Here is an 18007-nt window from a genome sequence, read left to right as displayed (position 1 = left end):
CGCCATGAGCAGCACCATTGGGCGGAGGGCGGGCATCGCCCTGTCCGCCGCCGCCATCCTCGCCGTGCGTGATGCCGGGGCGCAGGGGGGTGGCGGCAACGCCCCCGCCGGCGGGCCGGCGCATCTGATCACCTATCTCGAGGTCGCACCGGCGGCGGTGGAGGAAACCCTGGTGGCGCTGCGCGCCCATGCGGCCTCCTCGCGCGCCGATGCGGCCTGCCTGCGGCTGGACCTGCTGCGGCGGATCGATCGGCCGCATCATTTCGCCCTGACCGAGCGCTGGCGGGACGCGGCTGCCCTGGCGGCGCATGTTGCCAGCCCGAGGTTAGCGGCCTTTCGCGCGACCATCGGCCCGGCGCTGATCGCCCCCTATGACGAGCGCCCGCATAGCAGCCTTTCGATCGGTGAGCCGGCGGAGGCGGCGGGTGCCATTTTCACCGTCACCCATGTCGATATCGTGCCGCCGCAGCGGGATGTCGGGGCTGCCGCGGTCGCCGGCCTGGCGATGGCCAGCCGGGGTACGCCGGGCAATCTGCGCTTCGACGCGCTGATTCAGGACAGCCGACCGAACCACTTCACCCTGGTGGAAGCCTGGCGGGACGAGGCGGCGCTGCTCGCACACGCCGCCGCCGCCCCGACCCGCGGCTTTCGCGGGGGCCTGCTGCCGATGAGCGGAAGCCTGTTCGACGAGCGCCTTTACCGCCAGCTGACCTGATGCCGTCGAGCAGAGGTCATCGGGACCAGGACCAGCCGGGCTGAACCAGGTTGGGGGCTTGCCAGCCACCGCGCCGCCCCACATGACAGCGCCATGGCACAGTCCTTCGACCTGTTGGTGATCGGTGGTGGCATCAATGGCGCGGGGATCGCGCGGGATGCCGCCGGGCGCGGCCTGTCCACCTGCCTGGTGGAGCGGGGGGACCTGGCTGGTGGCACATCCTCCAACTCCTCCAAGCTGGTGCATGGCGGGCTGCGCTATCTGGAGCATTACGAGTTCCGCCTGGTTCGGGAGGCTCTGGCCGAGCGCGAGGTGCTGCTGCGCATCGCGCCGCATATCGTCTGGCCGATGCGCTTCGTGCTGCCGCACCGGGCGGAGATGCGGCCGCGCTGGCTGATCCGCGCCGGGCTTTTTCTGTACGACCACCTGGCCCGGCGGGTCAGCCTGAAGGGGGCGGAGGGGCTGGATTTTCGGAAGCATCCCTTCGGGGCGCCGCTTTCCCCGGCCATCGCCAATGGCTTCGCCTATTCTGATTGCTGGGTGGAGGACAGCCGCCTGGTGGTGCTGAACGCCAAGGACGCCGCCCGCCGCGGTGCCACCATCCGCACCCGCACCAGTTTTGTTGACGCAACGCGCGATGCCGAGAGCTGGGCCGTCCGCCTGCGGGCCGAGGATGGGGTGGAGGAGACGCTGCGCGCCAAGGCGCTGGTCAATGCCGCCGGCCCCTGGGTGATGGCGGCGCAGGATGCGACGCATGCGAAGCGCGCCGGAAGCGTCCGGCTGATCCGCGGCAGCCATATCGTGCTGCCGGCGCTTTATGAGGGCGACCAGGCCTACATTCTCCAGAACGATGACCGCCGCGTGGTCTTCGTCATCCCCTATCAGGGCCGCTTCTCCCTGGTTGGCACCACCGACGTGCCGCATGAGGGCGACGCCGCCACGGCGCATTGCACGCCGGAGGAGGCCGAATATCTCTGCGCCGCGGTCAGCCGCCAGTTCAAGCGGCCGGTGACGCCGGCTGAGATCGTGTGGACTTATTCCGGGGTGCGGCCGCTCTACGATGACGGCACGGACGACCCTTCGGCCATCACCCGCGACTATGTGCTGAAGCTGGACGAGACGGCCGCGCCACTGCTCAGCATCTATGGCGGCAAGATCACCACCTATCGCCGTCTGGCGGAGGAGGCGGTGGAGAAGATCGGCAAGGCGCTGGGGCGGGAGGCGCAAGCCTGGACCGCCAGCGCCGCCTTGCCCGGCGGTGATTTCGGTGGCCGCGATCTGCCGGGTTATGAGGCAGAGATCGCCACCCGCTACCCCTGGCTGCCGGCGCCGCTGCGCGCCCGGCTGGTTCGCGCCTATGGCAGCGAGGTGCCGGACCTGCTGGGCGATGCGACCTCGCTGGCCGATCTCGACCAGGACCACGGCGCCGGCCTGACCCAGCGGGAAGTGGATTGGCTGGTCCGGGAGGAATGGGCCCGCACGGCGGAGGACATCCTCTGGCGCCGCTCCCGCCTCGGCCTGCACATGACGCAGGCGCAGCGGGAGGCCTTCGCCAGCGCTATTTGAGCTGGCTGTCCTTGCTGCCGCGGCGGTTGATGCCGAAGGCTGCGGGACGCTTGTCGCGGGCGGACTGGCAGGCGACGCAGGTGCGCACCCCGGGAAGGGCGGCGCGCCGCGCCTCCGGGATTTCCTCGCCGCATTCGACGCAGTGGATCTCGCCCGGCCCGGCCGTCATCCGGGCGCGGGCGCGCAAGATGCCGTCGCGCACCGTGTCGTCGATCTGGTCCTGTACCGCGCCGTCCGGCGCCCATCCGCTTGCCATGCAGCGGATATGGGCAGGCCGGACGTCCTTCCCAAGATGTCGCGGCTACAAGGCGGCGTGCCCGCGCACCGCCGCCTCCAGCTGCGGCTTCATGGCGAGGAAGCGCGCATCCACCGCGGCCGGATCCTCCCGGTTCTGCGCCAGCATCGCCTGCCGGGCCTCGCCGCCGCGCATGACCTCGAAGGCGCCGGTCTCCATCCCGGTGACGATATCAGCCACCACATCCTCCACCCGCTGCAGGGCGAAGCCCATGCTGGCATCGGCGCGGGAGGTGGCCATCATCGGCGTGTCGGTGGCGCCGGGATAGACGGTCAGCACATGCACGCCCTCGCCCTTCAGCTCGCGGCGCAGCGCCTCCCCGAACCGCGCCAGGCCGGCCTTGGCGGCGGCGTAGCCGGCATAGAAGGGCACCCCCATCAGGGCGATGCCGGAGGCGATGTTCACCACCAGCCCGTCACCCGACCGGCGCAGCGCCGGCAGGGCGGCGCGGGTCAGCAGGATGGGGGCGAGCAGGTCGACCTCGACCATCGCCCGCAGCTCCGCCTCCGCCATCGCCTCCAGCCGCCCGGCGCGGACGCCGCCGGCATTGTTCACCAGCACGTCGAGGCCGCCGAGCCGCGTCTCCGCCCCCTCCAGCCAGGCGGCGCGGGCGGCGGGGTCGGTGGCATCGCCGGCCAGGCCATGCACCTCCGCACCTCCAGCCTGCAGCGCCGCCACCGCCTCCGCCAGCACCGCCGGGCGCCGCCCGGTCAGCAGCAGCCGGGCGCCATGCCCGGCCAGTTGCCGCGCCATCGCGAGCCCGATGCCGCTGGACCCACCGGTGATGAGGATCCGCTTGTTCCGTATATCCATGATCGTTCTCCTCAGGCGGCCTGCCGGAAGCTTTTCACCAGGGCGGCGGCGGAGGCGCCTTCGAGCGCAAGGCCGTAGCCCACCTCCCGCACGATCCTTTCCTTGATCGGCTGGATGAAGTGGATGCGGGTGTTGCGCCGGGTCACGGCCGGGCGGGTGAGCCAGGACCGCGCGATGGCCTGCGCCCGGGCCAGCGCCGTGCCATCCGGCACCACCTCCGCCACCACGCCCAGCGCCTGGGCGGCGGCGGCGGTCAGCGGCTTCGGGTCCAGCAGCATGGCCTGCGCGCGGCCGGGCCCCACCCAATGCGCCCACAGCGTGTGCACGCCATCCCCCGGCACGATGCCGCCGGCGAAATGCGGCAGGTCGTCGAAGCTGGCGCCTTCGCCGGCGATGATCAGGTTGGCCAGCAACCCGTATTCCGCATGCACATGGGCGCGGCCTTCGAGCGCGAAGATCATCGGCACGCGGATATTGGCGATGTTCTCCAGCACCTGCGTGCCCTCGTCATGCACCTTGGACCAGACATCGGGGTCGGAGACATCGCCGAAGGAGGCGAAGTCGATGCCGGGCATGAAGTCGCCGCCCGCGCCGGTCAGGATCACCACGCTGTTCGCCCGGTCGCGGCCGACCTCGTAGAACGCGTCCACGAAGGCCTCGTGATCCGCGGCGGTGAAGGTCAGCGGGCCGCCGTCGCGGTGCAGCGCCATGGTCAGGATGCCATCCTCGCCGCGGTCGAAGCGGATGCTGGGGTAGCGGGTGAAATAGGCGGGTTTGGTCATGTCGCGGTCTCCTGCCAAGCCGCGTCATCCGCGGGCCGTTGGTGGAGGCAACTTGGTCCATTCGCGTGCCCACCATAACGCCGCTTGATTGCACCACATTCATACGCATGATGCATGAATGAGCGATCCTCTCCCTTTGTTCCGCAGCTTCCTCCGCGTGGTGGAGGCCGGGTCCTTCAGCGCCGTGGCGCGGGAGTCTGGCCTTTCCCAGCCCACCATCTCCCGCCAGGTGGCGGCGCTGGAGGCGCATCTCGGCTGCCTGCTGTTCCAGCGCAGCACGCGCAGCCTGGCGCTGACCGAGGATGGCCGCGCCTTCTACGAGGCCGCGCGCCGGGCGGTGGAGGCGGTGGAGGAAGCGGAGAGCGCCGTGGGCCGCCGCAAGGGCCGCCCGACCGGCACGCTGCGCCTGGCGGCGGCGGAGGTGATGGGCCGCCTGCACATCCTGCCGCGCCTGCCGCGCTTTCTGGAACGCCATCCGGGCATGGGCGTGGACCTCGTGCTGAACGATGGTTTCACGGACCTCGTGGAGGCCGGCATCGACCTGGCGCTGCGCGTCGGCGAGTTGCAGGACCAGGCGCTGGTGGCGCGGCGCATCGGCCTGTCGCGCCGCGTGGTGGTGGCAACACCCGGCTACCTGGCCCGCCACGGCATGCCCGAAACACCGGCGGCGCTGCGCGAGCATGGCTGCATCGTCTATGCCGGGCTGGCCACCGGCGCCGCCTGGCCCTTCCTGGGGCCGGAGGGGCCGGTCTCAATCCCTGTCGCTGGCCGGCTCCGCGTCAACAGCACGGAGGCGGTGCGCGCGGCGGTGCTGCAGGGCCTCGGCATCGGCATGGTGCCGATCTGGCACTTTGGCGGCGGCGAGATCGAGCGCGGCGAGGTGGTGGTGCTGCTGGGCGGCTGGGAGGCGCGTCCGCTGCCCATCCACCTGGTCTATCCAACGCGCCGCTACCTGGCGCCCAAGGTGCGGGCGATGATCGATTTCCTGGCCGCCGAGTTCGGCGCGGAGCCGTTGCTCGGCGGCCAAGCGCTGGCTCAGTAGCGCTTGTAGGCCAAAAACTTGCCGGTCATGCCGATGCGCACCCGGTCGCCCTTCTGGTCCGGCTGGCGCTCCATGGTCATGTCGAAGTCGATGGCGGACATGATGCCATCGCCGAATTCCTCATGGATCATCTCCTTCCAGGTCGGGCCATAGACCATCACCAGCTCGTAGAAGCGGTAGATCAGCGGGTCGCTCGGCGGCATCTGGACCGCGCCGCGATAGGGGATCTCGCATAGCGTCGCCGTCTCCTCCTCATCGAGGCCCAGGATATCGGCCAGGCCCTCGGCATGGTGCGGCTCGGCGCTCATCTGGCCCATGCAGAGCGCGCAGGTCCAGGTGGGGGACATGCCGATGCGGTTGGCGAGGTCGGCCCATTTCAGGCCCTTCGCCTTCTTGATCTTCAGGATCTTGCGGCCGAGCGCGGTCTTTTCGTCGTTCACAAGGCATTCTCCCAGACAGGAACCGCCCGCGCGGACCATCCGGCGGGCGGCGCGCTCGCGCGGAATTCGCGGGAGCGGGTGATGAGGAAATCCAGCACATGGTCACGCAGCGCATGGTAGCCGGGCATGTGATGCAGGTTGGCGCGGGTGCGCGGGCGGGGCAGGGGGTTTGCCACCACCTCCGCGATGCGCGCGCCGGGGCCGTTCGACATCAGCAGGATGCGGTCCGCGAGCAGGATCGCCTCGTCCACGTCATGCGTGATCATGAAGCCGGTCTGGCCGGATTCGCTGACCAGCCGCGCCACCTCCTCCTGCAACGCACCGCGGGTCAGCGCATCCAGCGCGCTGAAGGGTTCGTCCATCAGCAGGATTTTGGGGGATATCGCCAGCGCGCGGGCAATGCCGACGCGCTGCTTCATGCCGCCCGAAAGCTGCGCCGGCTTGCGGTCGGCAGCCGATTCCAGGCCGACTTTCGCGAGAGCCTTGCGCGCCTCCGCATCGCATCGGGCGCGGGACCAGTCGCGGTGGCGGCAGGACAGCGCGAAGGCGACATTGCCGGCCGCCGTCAGCCAGGGCAGCAAGGCATGCGACTGGAAGATCACGGCCCGATCCAGGGCGGGGCCCGAAACCTCCTTCCCATCCACGATCAGCGCGCCGGCATCAGGCGCGTCGAGCCCTGCGAGGATGTTCAGGATGGTGGTCTTGCCGCAGCCCGAATGGCCGACGAGGCAGACGAACTCGCCCGGCGCGATGGTGAACCACACATCCTCGAAGACGATGGTGCCGCCGAAGCGGCGCGCGATGCCTTCGACGGAAACGTCCGGGCGGATCATTCGGCCCATCCCACGGCGCGCTGCAGCATGCCCAGCAAGCGATCCAGCAGCAGGCCCACCAGGCCGATCAGCAGGATGGCGATGACGATATCCGCGATGGACAGGTTGTTCCACTGGTTCCAGACCCAGTAGCCGATGCCCGTGCCGCCCACGAGCATCTCCGCCGCCACGATCACCAGCCAGGCGATGCCGATGGAAATGCGCATGCCGGTCACGATGGTCGGCGCCGCCGCCGGCAGGATGACTCTGACCGCCGTGCGCCAGCTTCCTGCTTCCAGCGTCCGCGCCACGTTCAGCCATTCGCGGCGGACGCTGGCGACGCCGAAGGCGGTGTTCAGCAGCATCGGCCAGATCGAGCAGATGAAGATGACGAAGACGGAGCTGATCGCGCTGTCCTTGATCGAGTAGAGCGCCAAGGGCATCCAGGCCAGCGGCGACACCGGCCGCAGCACCTGGATAAAGGGGTTCAGCGCGGCGTTGAGCAGTGGCGACATGCCGATGGCGAAGCCGAGCGGAATCGCCACCAGCGCCGCGATCCCGAAGCCGATGCCGACGCGCAGCAGCGAATAGGCTATCTGCACGCCGATGCCCTGGTCGTTGGTGCCGCGCACGTAGAACGGGTCCCTCGCCAGTTCGACAATTCGCCAGAAGATGTCGGAGGGTTTCGGCATCGCCGTCTGCCCGCCCTGCGCCGCTGCCTGTCCCAGCAGCGCCGCATATTCGGGGTCCATCGGTGGGCCGCTGGCACTGGTCGCGGCGACGATCGCAAGCTCCCAGCCGCCAAGGAAGACGGCCAGGATCAGCAGCGACAGCGTCGCCGATTGCCAGAACGGGACTTTGCGTTGCATGGATCAGGCGCGGATCGCGCGTTCCGTCCAGGCGGCGGGATTTGCGGGGTCGAAGACCTTGCCCATGATGGTCTCGGTCCGCATCGGGCTCGCCGGCACCGGCAGGCCGAGCTCGCGCATGGCCTTGCCCGCATCGAGCGCCAGGAACACCTGGCCCGCCACCTGGGCATAGTCGACATCCTGGCGAAGCTGCCCCCAGCGGCGCATCTGGGTGATGATCCAGATGGCCATGGAGTGCCAGGGGAAGGGGTCGAAGCCGATGCGGTCCGGCACGCGCCGCACCTGGCCAAGGCCATCGGCATAGGTGCCGGTCAGCACCTGGTTCACCACCGTCTCCGGCTGGTTCAGGTAGTTCTGGCCGGAGATCGCCGCCGCCACCTCGCGCCGATTTTCCGCCTTCTGGGAATAGGCGGTTGCCTCAACAATCGCGCGCATCAGCGCGGCAAAAGTGTTGGGGGTCTCCGTGATCATGCTGCGCGGCACGGCGAAGGCGCAGCAGGGATGCCCCTCCCACAGATCCTTGGTCAGCAGATGGATGAAGCCCACGCCGTCGAAGACTGCGCGCTGGTTGAAGGGGTCCGGGCCGAGGAAGCCGTCGATGTTGTCGGCGCGCAGATTGGCGACCATTTCGGGAGGCGGGACGCTGCGGATCTGCACGTCCCGATCCGGGTCGATCCCATTCTCCGCCAGGTAGTGCCGCAGCAGATAATTGTGCATCGAGAAGTCGAAGGGAACGCCGAAGCGGAATCCCTTCCAGTCGCGCGGATTGCGCTTGTCGCGGTGCTTGGTGGCCAGCGTGATGGCCTGGCCGTTGACGTTCTCGATGGCTGCGACGGCGAAGGGAATCGGCTGCGCCACGCCAACGCCGAGCGACATGGCGACCGGCATGGGAGACAGCATATGCGCCGCGTCGAATTCGCGCGCGATGGCGCGGTCGCGGATCACCGCCCAGCCGGCCGTGCGGATCACCTCCACATTGAGGCCGTGGCGCTGATAGAAGCCCATCGGATGCGCCATGATGATCGGCGTGGCGCAGGTGATGGGGATGAAGCCCACCTTCAGGTCGCGCTTCTCCGGCGCGCCCGTTCCCTGGGCCATTGCCTCCTTCGCCGAGTCGATCGGGAAGACGCTGGCCAGCGCCGCCAGCAGCGTCGCCGCCCCGAATCGCTGTGCGAGGGCACGGCGGGTGGCGGCTTCCGGGAAGACGGCGCGCAGCACGGCGGCCTCCGCCACCTCCGCCATCGCCTCCTCACCCTCGGGTATCTCGGCGGAGCAGGCGAGGGGGGAGGCGTGGCGCCCGCAGCCGCAGCCGGCAAGGCTGGCGGCAGGGTCGAGCGGGTCGGCGGTGAGGCGACGCGTCATGTCAGTCTCCCTGTTTTGGAGACTGGATAAGCAACTGCCGTGCCGCGCCCTGCGGGGCGGTCTGGAACCGATTGCCAGCGCCGGAACGATCAATCCCTGGGCGGTGGCGGGCAAAGCTTGGGCAGGTGGCGGTTCAGGGCGCCTGTTCCAGCACCCGCGCCAGGCTAGCCGACAGCGCCTCCGCCGCCGCGGGCAGGCGGCGGCCGCGGCGGGCCAGCAGGGCGATGCGCCCGCCATTCAGCAGCGGATCAGCCAGCGGCACGGCGCGCACCTTGCCCAGTTCCAGATGCAGCGCCAGCACCCGCGGCACCATCACCGCCACCCCCTTGCCATCGGCCACGAAGGCGGCGGCGACATGCGGGGAATTGGTTTCCAGCACCGGGCGAATCGGCACGCGGGCGGCGCGGCAGGCGGTGTCGAACAGCGCCCGCGAACTGCCGAGATGGGAGGGGGCGACCAGCGGCATGCCGGCCAACTCCGCCAGGGTCAGGCTCGGCGCATCCGCCAGCTTGTGGTTCGGCGCCAGCATCACCGCGAAGGGCTCGGCGGCGGAGGCCAGCACCTCGACCTCCGGATCGGCGCTGGGATTGAAGGCGATGCCCAGATGGCAGGTCCGGTCATGCAGCGCGGCCAGGATCGCCTCCGACCCCACCACGGCGATGTCGAGGGTCACCGCGGGATAGGCCGCGCGGAAGGCCGCGAGCCCCGCGGCCAGGCCATTGGCGGCGAAGCTTTCGACCAGCCGCAGCGTCACATGACCGCGCCGGACGCCGCGCAGCGCATCCAGGTCGGCACGCAGCCGCTCGGTCAGATGGGTCGCCTCCCGCCCATGATGCAGCAGGATCTCGCCAGCCGGGGTCAGGCCGACGCCGCGCGCGCCGCGTTCCAGAAGCTGCACGCCCAGCTCCTCCTCCAACTGCTGGATTCGGCGGCTGATGGCGGATTGGGCGAGCCGCAGGCGCTGCGCGGCCTCGCGCATCGAGCCGGCCTGGGCCACGGCGAGGAAACAGCGCAAACCTGGGGGGAGCATGGCGGAGCCTCCGGGGCCGATGCCTCAGTGGCATCGGGGCGCGCTACATTTTCCGCTTGCGGCATCGCCGTCAACGGTCTGGTATGCAGGTGATACTCACTCAAAATTGCAAGGGGTGTTTCACATTCCATGATCATCGAGGGTGTGCCCTTCCAGGTTGCGGACTGGTCCGGCTGGCCGGAAACCCGGCATGAGGGTGAGACCGGCCACGCGCTGTGGCGGACGCTGGAGGTGGGAAATATCCGCGTGCGGATGGTGACGTACTCGCCCGGTTACATGGCCGACCACTGGTGTTCCCGCGGCCATGTGCTGCTGGTGATGGAAGGTGAGCTGGAGACGGAACTGGCCGATGGCCGGGTCTTCAAGATGCGGGAGGGGTGTTCCTACCAGGTGGCCGAGAATGCGGAGCCGCATCGCAGCCGCACCGCCACCGGGGCCAAGTTGTTCATCGTCGATTGAACCCCGAGCCAGGAGCCGGCTGATGCACATCACCCGTCGCGCGGCATGCGCCGCCGCCCTCAGCAGCCTTGCCGCGCCCGCCTGGGCGCAGGATTTTCCCGGACGCCCGATCCGCATCATCGTCCCCTCCGCCCCCGGCGGCAGCCTCGACATCCTGGCGCGGCTGACGGCGCGCCATCTGGGGGAGCGGCTGGGCTGGCAGGTGCCGGTGGAGAATCGCAGCGGCGGCGGCGGCAATATCGGCTTTGACGCGGCGGCGAAAAGCCGGCCGGATGGGCTGACCATCCTGATCGCCAGCGAGCCGCTGACGGTGAACCCCAGCCTTTTCGCCAACCTGCCTTTCGACCCGCTGCGCGATTTCCAGCCGCTGACCATGATCGCCACGCTGTCGCAGGTGCTGGTCGTGCACCCTTCGCTACGGGCGCAGAATTTCGCGGAATTCTGCGCCCTGGCGAAGTCGGGGGCTTCGATCAACATCGGCTCCGCCGGCACCGCCTCGCCGGGGCATATGGCGGTGGCGCAGCTGGTCCATGCCGGTATTCCGCTGACCCATGTGCCCTATCGCGGCGGCGGGCCCGCCGTGCAGGACACGGTGGCGGGCAATATCGAGGGCGGCATCATGACCCTGCCGGCGGCCCTGCCCTTCATCCAGGAGGGCAAGGTGCGGGCGCTGGCCGTCACCTCCGAGGCTCGCTCGCCCTTCGCGCCGGATGTGCCGACGATGGCGGAGGTGGTGCCGGGCGTGGTGGTGAATTCCTGGCAGGCCTTCCTGCTGCCCGCCGGCGTGCCGGCGCCGATCCTGGCGCGGCTGAATACGGAGATCACCGCGGTGATCCGGCTGCCGGAGGTGCAGGATTTTCTGAAGCGCCAGGCCTTCGAGCCGGCGCCCGGGACGCCGGAGGCGCTCGGCGCTTTCCTGGCGGCGGAGGTGCCGAAATGGCGCCGCGTGGTGCAGGCCACAGGCCTGCGCCTGGACTGAACTGGGTGCAGCAGACGGGGCTGCGCCTGGACTGAAGAAGCGGCGTGGGCCGTGCGCCCACGCCGGATCGTGACCATCACAGCGTGCTGCGCCCGAGGGGCGAGGGATAGGAAAGCCATGTCCAGAACACCGACGATCTTCAACGAAGCCCGCATGCGCGCGATGATGGACCGCAAGGGGCTCGACCTCGTCATCGTCCGCGGCGTGGAGAATTCCCGCTATATCAGCGAATTCTTCCACAATGGCGGCAACCTCGGCTACCGCCCCTTCTGCGTCTTCTACTTCCGCGACCCGGCGAAGAAGCCCGCCTTCGTGGTGGCCGCCGTCGATCTGCATTTGGCGATGACGCTGACCTGGATCGAGGACGTCCGCGCCTATGCCATGGCGGAATTCTTCACCGATGTGGACACGCATTTCTACGACGATTTCGCGGGCGCGGCGAAGGCGATCCTGACCGAACGCGGCGTGAAGGGGATGAAGGTCGGCACGGAAGGCGACAACCTGACCGCCGGCTTCAAGGGCGTGCTGGACGGGCTTCTGGCCGGCAACACGGTGGAGGACATCTCCTTCGACATGGAGATGGTGCGCATGGTGAAGACGCCGGAGGAAATCCGCCGGCTGAAGCGCGCCACCGAGATCACCGTGAAGGCCCACGCCGCCTTCCGCGCCGCCATCAAGCCGGGCGCCACCGACACCGACCTGCACCGCACCGCCTGCCTGACCATGCTGCAGGAAGGCGCGACCGCGGTGAACTTCATCAATGTCGCGGCCGGCAGCGCCAATTCCTTCGCCGCGCACGACCCCTTTCCGCGCGACTACACGCTGAAGCGCGGCGACTTCGTGAAGGTGGATATGGGCGCGAATGTGCTCGGCTATTCCGCCGATTTCGTGCGCAGCTACTTCATCGGGGAGGCCAGCCAGCGCCAGCAGGACATCTGGAAGTGGCTGAACGAGGTGCAGCTCGACCTCTGCGCCTGGATCCGCCCCGGCGTGACGGGCGGCGAGATTTTTGAGCGCGGCTACAAGCAGATCAGCAAGTATCTGGAAAAATTCCCGCGCGAATTCCTGGGCCATGGCATCGGCCTTGGCAGCCATGAACAGCCGCGCATGAACGCGGTGAACCGCACGGTGGTGGAGGCCAATTCCGTGCTCTGCGTGGAATACAGCTACTACCATGACGGCTGCCGCCACCATACGGAGGAGACCTTCCTGGTGGCGGAGGATGGCAACCATCACTGGACGAAGGACTGCCCGCGCGACCTGATCGTCGCGGCGTAAAGTCATGGCGGGCGCGCTGGCTGGCATCACCGTCGTCGATCTCTCGACGCATCTCTCCGGCCCCTATTGCACCATGCTGCTCGGCGACCTCGGCGCCGATGTGATCAAGGTGGAAAGGCCGGGCGGGGGCGATGAGGCGCGCAGCATGCCGCCCTTCGTCGATGGTCGCAGCGCGCCCTTCGATGTGTGGAACCGCAACAAGCGCAGCATCGTGCTGGATGCCAAGGACCCGGCCGATGCGGCGACGCTGCGCGCGCTGGTGGCCCGGGCGGATGTGCTGGTGGAGAACTTCCGGCCCGGCACGCTGGAACGGATGGGCCTGGGGTGGGAGGCGTTGCATGCGGCGCATCCCCGCCTGGTGCTCGCCAGCATTTCGGGCTTCGGCCAGTCCGGCCCCTGGGCGGGGCATGGCGGTTTCGACCTGATGACCCAGGGCATGGCCGGGCTGATGGCCGGCAATGGGCCGCCGGAGGGCGAGCCCCATCGGCTGCCCATTGCCATCAGCGACCTGACGGCGGGCATGCAGGCGGCGATCGGCATCCTGGCCGCACTGAATGCCCGCCACGCCACGGGGCAGGGCCAGCGGGTGGAGGCGGCGCTGTTCACCTCCGCTTTGTCGCTGGGCGTGTACGAGGCCGCGCATGTGCTGGCCCTGGGTACGCGACCCAAACGGCTTGGGCAGGCGCATCGTGGCAACTCACCCTATCGCGCCTTTCCTGCCGCCGATGGCTGGATGACGGTGGGCGCGGCGCAGGCGCATTTCTGGCAGCGCTTTTGCGGCATCCTGGAGATGCCCGAACTGCTGACCGATGCGCGCTTCGCCACCAACGCCGACCGCGTAGCGAACAATGAGGCGCTGGTGGCGATCCTGGCGCCTCGGCTGCGCCAGAAGCCGCGCGACCATTGGCTGGCGGCCTTCACCGCCGCCGGCATCCCGGCCGAGCCGGTGCTGTCCTATGACGAGGCACTGGCGCATCCGCAGGCGGCTGCGATGGGCGTGGTGGCCGAGATTCCCGGCGCCGAAGCCGGCCTACGCGCCACGCTCGCAACACCCTTCCGGCTGTCCGATACGCCGCCGACCGTGCGTGCTGCGGCGCCGGCCTTGGGGGAACATGGCGCGGAGATCCGGGCTGGTCTGGCAGCCCGCGACGCGGCGGAATAGCCTTTCGGCACGCGCGCAGGAGAGCGCAAAGCCTCCCTCGCACCTGCGGGGGGTTGCGGCGCTGCCGCAACGCCACAGGCTGGTTGGATAGGGGGTCTTACACCTTCACCGGCACCCCATACCCCCCAAGATGCGCGAACGCCGTCACCGGCTTGCGCGTGCGGGGCGCCACTTCGCGCTCCGCCAGCTTCTCCGGCAACAGGTCGGGCGTGCCTGTCACGCCGAAGGCGATGGCGACCACGGGCTCATGCCCCTCCGGAACGCCCAGCTCGCTCCGCGCCCGTGCCACATCGAAGCCGCGCATCTGATGGCTGCCGAGGCCGAGCTCCACCGCCTGAAGCGCCATCTGTGCCACCGCCTGGCCCAGGTCGTACTGCGCCGTCGGGTTCGGGCTGCCGTTGGCGGCGAAGCTGTCGCGGGCGAAGCCGATCACCAGCAGCCCGGCGGCGCCGGCCCAGCCCTGGTTGTTGGCGCTGAGCAGCGAGAGCAGCTTCGCGAAGGCGTCCGGCGCCGCATCCTTGCGGGCGATGACGAAGACCCAGGGCTGCTCATTGAGGCAGGAGGCGGCCCAGCGGGCGGCTTCCAACAGGCTGGCTTCCTGCGCCGCCGTCACCGGAGCGCCGCTGAAGGCGCGAGGGCTCCAGCGGGCTTTCAGCAGGGGCGCGATGGGGTGTGCGGTGGGGGCGGAGCGATCGGTCACGCGCGATTCCTTCACTGACGTTCCATGTTGGTCCGCGCCACCACCTCGGTCCAGCGAGCCATTTCGGCATGGACGGCGGCGCGGGTCTGGTCGGGCGTGCCGGGCGCGCGGGGCGAAAGGCCGAGCGCGCCGAGCCGAGTCTGAAGTTCGACATCGGCATGCATGGCCTGGGCCACGGCGGTGATGCGCTGCACCACCTGCGGCGGCGTATTGGCGGGCGCGCCGATGGCGTACCAGGTGACGATGTCGAAATCGCTGGCGCCCAACGCCTCCGCCACTGTCGGCACCTGCGGCAGCAGAGGGGACCGGGTGCCGGAGGTGATGGCCAGCGCCCGCACCTCGCCGCCCTGGATCTGGCCCAGCACCGCGGAGGCGGTTTCCGCCACCATCTGCACCTCCCCATTCCGCAGCGCGATGAGCGCGGCGGGCGTGCCGCGATAGGGCACATGGGTCATGCGGAAGCCGCCGGCGCTCTGCACCGCCTCCGCCACGAAATGCTGCGTGCTGCCGACGCCGACGGTGGCGAAGTTGGTGGCATCCGGCCGCGCCTTGGCCTGGGCCACCAGCTCCGCCATGTCCTTCGGACCGTTGGGGCCGGCCAGGATGACGAGGCCGGTGGAGGCCACCATGGCGACCGGCGCGATATCCGCGCGCGGATCATAAGGCAGGCTGCGATACAGCGCGGCAGAGACCGCGAAGCCGTTGTTCAGCAGCATCAGCGTATGGCCATCCGTGGCGCGGGCCAGGGTATTGGCCGCCAGAGTGCCGCCGGCGCCGGGCCGATTCTCCACCACCACGGGCTGCCCCCAGGCGGCGGACATGGACGGCGCCAGCAGCCGCGCCACGATGTCCGTGGTGCCGCCGGCGGCAAAACCCTGGATGAAGCGCACCGGCCGGTCGGGCCAGGCCGTCTGGGCGCGGGCCAGGCCCGGCAGCAGCAGCGCGGGCAAGGCAAGCGCGGCACGACGGGAAAGGGGGGTCATGGACGTGCTCCTCCGCTTATTGTGCAATCGATTGTTGCTTCCCCCTTACGGCACCGGCGACCCAGGTCAAGCAGCGATTGCAGCGGGGCGGGAGGCGGGCCAGAAGCCTTGCTCGAATGGGAGTCCCGAAATGTCCGATGCCGAATTCCTCCGCCGCCTTCAGGTCGCCGAACTGGTGCAGAACTGGGCGGTCTGGCGCGACGCCGGGGATTGGGACCGCTTCGCCACCTGCTGGCATGAGGACGGGCGGATGATGGCCACCTGGTGTCAGGCCTCGGCGGCAGATTTCATCGCCGCGTCCAAGGCCGGCTGGGCGCGCGGCGTCTCCATCCTGCATTTCCTGGGTGGCTGCTCCGTGGATATCTCGGGCAACCGTGCCATCTCACAGACAAAAATGACGATCAGCCAGCGGGCGGAGGTGCATGGCGTGCTGGTGGACGTGGTCTGCACCGGCCGCTTCCATGACTTCATCGAGCAGCGCGACGGCAAGTGGGGCATCGTCCTGCGCCAGCCGATCTATGAGAAGGACCGGATGGACCCGGTGGACCCCGCGGCGAAGCTCGCGCTGGACCCCGCGCTCCTGGCCCGTTTCCCGGAGGGCTACCGCCACCTCGCCTATCTGCAGACCGGCATCGGCTATGAGGTGAAGACCGACATGCCCGGGCTGAAGGGGGAGAAGGTGCAGGCGCTTTACGCCGCCGGCCGCCGCTGGCTGGCCGGGGAAGCGCATGGTTGGGAGGAATAAACACAAGCCGTTCAACGGCGCTTAACCCAACTCGTGTCATCTGGGGGTCATGCCGCTGCCCTCTGCCCGTCGTGATTGGGGGGTAAAGAGGCGCGAATGGGTGGGAACTATCCTGCCCATCGATTGCTGTAGCGGATGGCCCAGGACGGGCAGCGGACTTGTCCGTGCTGATGGAGGTTGGAATGGACGACCAGGCTTTCCGACGTGAGCGGATGCTCGCCTCGGGCCTGTTGCGGGAGCCCTCGCCAGCGGAGCTGGACCTGCTGACGCGCCTTGCGCAGCGGCAGGGTGAGGAGCGGATGGCGAAGGCGGCGCTGGTGGCGCCGCTGCCCGCGGCCGCGCTGGCAAGCCTGCCACCGCGCCCCGGCTACCGCCGGATTCGCAGCGCGGCGGGCTGAATTTTCCCGCCGGAAGCCCCGCTTCCGGACGCGCTGCGCCACGTGTAGCCTTCGTGGTTATGAGCCACGACTCCTCCCCTGCGCCAATCCTTGAGGTTCGCGCCCTGACGCGCCGCTTCGGCGGCGTGGTGGCTTTGGATGGGCTCGACCTGGCGGTGCGGCCGGGCACGGTCACGGCGCTGATCGGGCCGAACGGCGCCGGCAAATCCACCGCTTTCCAATGCATCTCCGGCGTGATCCGGCCGGATGGCGGCCAGGTGCTGTTCCAGGGGCGGGACATCACCGGCTGGCGGTCTGACCGTATTACGGGCGCCGGGCTGGTGCGCAGCTTCCAGATCGCCCGCGGCATCCCGCGCCTGACCGTGCTGGAAAACCTGCTTCTCTATGGCCCGTCGCAACCCGGAGAGGGCGTAGCGGCTGCCATTCTGCGGCCTGCCGCGATGCGGGCGCGGGAGGAAGAACTGCGGGAACGGGCGAAGGCCGTCGCCGCCCGCCTCAACCTGTCCCGCGTGCTGGACAACCAGGCGGCCGCACTGTCCGGCGGCCAGAAGAAGCTGATGGAAATTGGCCGCGCCTTGATGGCGGAGCCCAAGCTGCTGCTGCTGGATGAGCCGGTGGCAGGGGTGAATCCCAGCCTGTCGGCGGAAATCGCGACGCATATCGGCAGCCTGCGGGATGAGGGCATGACAGTGCTGATCGTCGAGCACCACATGGATTTCGTCGCTTCCCTCTGCGACCCCGTCATCGTCATGGCGGAAGGGCGCTTCCTGGTGCAGGGCGATTTCGAGACGGTGGCGGCGGATGCGCGGGTGCAGGAAGCCTATATGGGCCGGCGGGTGCACGCGTGACCGCCCTGCTGGAAGTGGACGCGCTGGTCGGCGGCTATGGCGCGGCGGATGAGATCCTGAAGGGTATCACCCTGGCGCTGGCACCCCGCCGGATGGCGGCGATCGTCGGCCCCAACGGCGCCGGCAAATCGACCTTGCTGAAGGCCATTGCGGGGATGCTGCGCGCCAAGTCCGGCAGCGTGCGTCTGGCGGGCGAGGTGCTGACCGGCCTGCCGCCGCGCGGCGTGGCCGCGCGCGGCGTCGCCTTCGTGCCGCAGGAGGCGAACATCTTCGCCAGCCTCTCGGTGCGCGAGAATCTGGAGATGGGCGGCTATCTGGAACCGCGCGCCACCGTGGCGCGCCGGGTGGAGGCGCTGTTCACCCGCTTTCCCATGCTGGCGGAAAAGCGCCGCCGCGCCGCGCGCACCCTCTCCGGCGGCCAGCGGCAGATCCTGGCGATGGGCATGGCGCTGATGGTGGAGCCAAAACTGCTGCTGCTGGACGAACCCTCCGCCGGGCTTAGCCCCAAGGCCGCCGAAAGCCTGTTCGACGACATCGCCGCCATCCATGCCGAGGGCACCGCCATCCTGATGGTGGAGCAGAATGCGCTGGAGGCTTTGGCGATCGCGGAGGAGGGCATCGTGCTGGTCGATGGCCGTGTCGCCCGCACCGGCCCGGCCGCGGAGCTTGCCTCCGACCCCGAAGTGCGCCGCCTGTTCCTGGGCGGCTGAGATTCACCAAGAACAGAAG

21 protein-coding genes are annotated in these 18007 nt (G+C 69.4%); 11 read left to right on the top strand and 10 right to left on the bottom strand.

Annotation, left to right across the window (positions count from 1 at the left end):
* Positions 1-4: 4 nt before the first annotated feature.
* Positions 5-715 (top strand): putative quinol monooxygenase, encoded by a 711-nt coding sequence (locus ACVFYP_RS22645; protein ID WP_499202481.1) that lies wholly within the window; start codon positions 5-7, stop codon positions 713-715.
* A 93-nt stretch (positions 716-808) separates the two neighbouring features.
* The gene (gene glpD, locus ACVFYP_RS22640) at positions 809-2281 is read left to right on the top strand and encodes a glycerol-3-phosphate dehydrogenase (protein WP_499202480.1); all 1473 of its coding nucleotides are present in this window, start codon (positions 809-811) and stop codon (positions 2279-2281) included.
* Here the strand turns inward: glpD and ACVFYP_RS22635 are convergent.
* Genes ACVFYP_RS22635 through ACVFYP_RS22625 form a run of 3 tightly spaced genes read right to left on the bottom strand, consistent with a single transcriptional unit; the run spans position 2274 to position 4171 of the window.
* Entirely contained in the window at positions 2274-2537 is a 264-nt protein-coding gene (locus tag ACVFYP_RS22635) for a DksA/TraR family C4-type zinc finger protein (protein WP_499202479.1), read from the bottom strand. The two genes, glpD and ACVFYP_RS22635, sit on opposite strands and share 8 nt — an antisense overlap.
* A 45-nt stretch (positions 2538-2582) precedes the next feature.
* Positions 2583-3389 carry an SDR family NAD(P)-dependent oxidoreductase gene (locus ACVFYP_RS22630; protein WP_499202478.1) on the bottom strand — a complete coding sequence of 269 codons (807 nt, stop codon included), beginning with the start codon at positions 3387-3389 and terminating at the stop codon, positions 2583-2585.
* An 11-nt stretch (positions 3390-3400) separates the two neighbouring features.
* On the bottom strand, positions 3401-4171 hold the full coding sequence (locus tag ACVFYP_RS22625) for an enoyl-CoA hydratase/isomerase family protein (protein ID WP_499202477.1): 771 nt from the start codon (positions 4169-4171) through the stop codon (positions 3401-3403).
* 118 nt (positions 4172-4289) lie between these two features.
* Between ACVFYP_RS22625 and ACVFYP_RS22620 the strand changes: the two genes are divergently transcribed.
* Positions 4290-5213 (top strand): LysR family transcriptional regulator, encoded by a 924-nt coding sequence (locus ACVFYP_RS22620; protein ID WP_499202476.1) that lies wholly within the window; start codon positions 4290-4292, stop codon positions 5211-5213.
* On the opposite strand, the gene cynS is transcribed toward ACVFYP_RS22620, so the two are convergent.
* The 5 genes from cynS to ACVFYP_RS22595 form a co-directional block, all read right to left on the bottom strand.
* On the bottom strand, positions 5207-5653 hold the full coding sequence (cynS, locus tag ACVFYP_RS22615) for a cyanase (protein ID WP_499202475.1): 447 nt from the start codon (positions 5651-5653) through the stop codon (positions 5207-5209). The two genes, ACVFYP_RS22620 and cynS, sit on opposite strands and share 7 nt — an antisense overlap.
* Entirely contained in the window at positions 5650-6486 is an 837-nt protein-coding gene (locus ACVFYP_RS22610) for an ABC transporter ATP-binding protein (protein WP_499202474.1), read from the bottom strand. Before ACVFYP_RS22610 ends, cynS begins: the two co-directional genes overlap by 4 nt.
* Positions 6483-7334: a nitrate ABC transporter permease gene (ntrB, locus tag ACVFYP_RS22605; protein ID WP_499202473.1), complete on the bottom strand. Its 852-nt coding sequence runs from the start codon at positions 7332-7334 to the stop codon at positions 6483-6485. Before ntrB ends, ACVFYP_RS22610 begins: the two co-directional genes overlap by 4 nt.
* Positions 7335-7337: 3 nt before the next feature.
* Positions 7338-8696, bottom strand: coding sequence for a CmpA/NrtA family ABC transporter substrate-binding protein (locus ACVFYP_RS22600; protein ID WP_499202472.1), 1359 nt, complete (start codon positions 8694-8696; stop codon positions 7338-7340).
* Positions 8697-8829: 133 nt separating this feature from the next.
* Entirely contained in the window at positions 8830-9726 is an 897-nt protein-coding gene (locus ACVFYP_RS22595; protein WP_499202471.1) for a LysR family transcriptional regulator, read from the bottom strand.
* Between the two features lie 129 nt (positions 9727-9855).
* Here ACVFYP_RS22595 and ACVFYP_RS22590 point away from each other — a divergent pair, with 129 nt between their 5' ends.
* The 4 genes from ACVFYP_RS22590 (at position 9856) to ACVFYP_RS22575 (ending at position 13604) form a co-directional block, all read left to right on the top strand.
* Positions 9856-10185: a DHCW motif cupin fold protein gene (locus ACVFYP_RS22590; protein WP_499202470.1), complete on the top strand. Its 330-nt coding sequence runs from the start codon at positions 9856-9858 to the stop codon at positions 10183-10185.
* Between the two features lie 22 nt (positions 10186-10207).
* Positions 10208-11164, top strand: a complete 957-nt coding sequence (locus tag ACVFYP_RS22585) for a Bug family tripartite tricarboxylate transporter substrate binding protein (RefSeq protein ID WP_499202469.1) — start codon at positions 10208-10210, stop codon at positions 11162-11164.
* A gap of 117 nt (positions 11165-11281) precedes the next feature.
* Positions 11282-12442: a M24 family metallopeptidase gene (locus ACVFYP_RS22580; RefSeq protein ID WP_499202468.1), complete on the top strand. Its 1161-nt coding sequence runs from the start codon at positions 11282-11284 to the stop codon at positions 12440-12442.
* A 4-nt stretch (positions 12443-12446) separates the two neighbouring features.
* The gene (locus ACVFYP_RS22575) at positions 12447-13604 is read left to right on the top strand and encodes a CaiB/BaiF CoA transferase family protein (RefSeq protein ID WP_499202467.1); all 1158 of its coding nucleotides are present in this window, start codon (positions 12447-12449) and stop codon (positions 13602-13604) included.
* Between the two features lie 97 nt (positions 13605-13701).
* On the opposite strand, the gene ACVFYP_RS22570 is transcribed toward ACVFYP_RS22575, so the two are convergent.
* Complete coding sequence (locus tag ACVFYP_RS22570) at positions 13702-14304, bottom strand: nitroreductase family protein (RefSeq protein ID WP_499202466.1); 603 nt, start codon at positions 14302-14304, stop codon at positions 13702-13704.
* A gap of 11 nt (positions 14305-14315) precedes the next feature.
* Positions 14316-15287: a tripartite tricarboxylate transporter substrate-binding protein gene (locus ACVFYP_RS22565; protein ID WP_499202465.1), complete on the bottom strand. Its 972-nt coding sequence runs from the start codon at positions 15285-15287 to the stop codon at positions 14316-14318.
* A gap of 130 nt (positions 15288-15417) precedes the next feature.
* Between ACVFYP_RS22565 and ACVFYP_RS22560 the strand changes: the two genes are divergently transcribed.
* The 4 genes from ACVFYP_RS22560 to ACVFYP_RS22545 all read left to right on the top strand — a co-directional run bounded on the left by ACVFYP_RS22560 (position 15418) and on the right by ACVFYP_RS22545 (position 17988).
* Positions 15418-16032: a nuclear transport factor 2 family protein gene (locus tag ACVFYP_RS22560; protein ID WP_499202464.1), complete on the top strand. Its 615-nt coding sequence runs from the start codon at positions 15418-15420 to the stop codon at positions 16030-16032.
* Between the two features lie 182 nt (positions 16033-16214).
* Complete coding sequence (locus ACVFYP_RS22555) at positions 16215-16430, top strand: hypothetical protein (RefSeq protein WP_499202463.1); 216 nt, start codon at positions 16215-16217, stop codon at positions 16428-16430.
* A gap of 59 nt (positions 16431-16489) precedes the next feature.
* Entirely contained in the window at positions 16490-17278 is a 789-nt protein-coding gene (locus tag ACVFYP_RS22550; protein WP_499202462.1) for an ABC transporter ATP-binding protein, read from the top strand.
* Complete coding sequence (locus ACVFYP_RS22545; RefSeq protein WP_499202461.1) at positions 17275-17988, top strand: ABC transporter ATP-binding protein; 714 nt, start codon at positions 17275-17277, stop codon at positions 17986-17988. The genes ACVFYP_RS22550 and ACVFYP_RS22545 overlap by 4 nt, the downstream gene beginning before the upstream one ends.
* Positions 17989-18007 lie beyond the last annotated feature (19 nt).

It is taken from the genome of Roseomonas sp. F4 (assembly GCF_053891155.1).
This window is presented reverse-complemented; position numbering and strand designations above follow the sequence as displayed.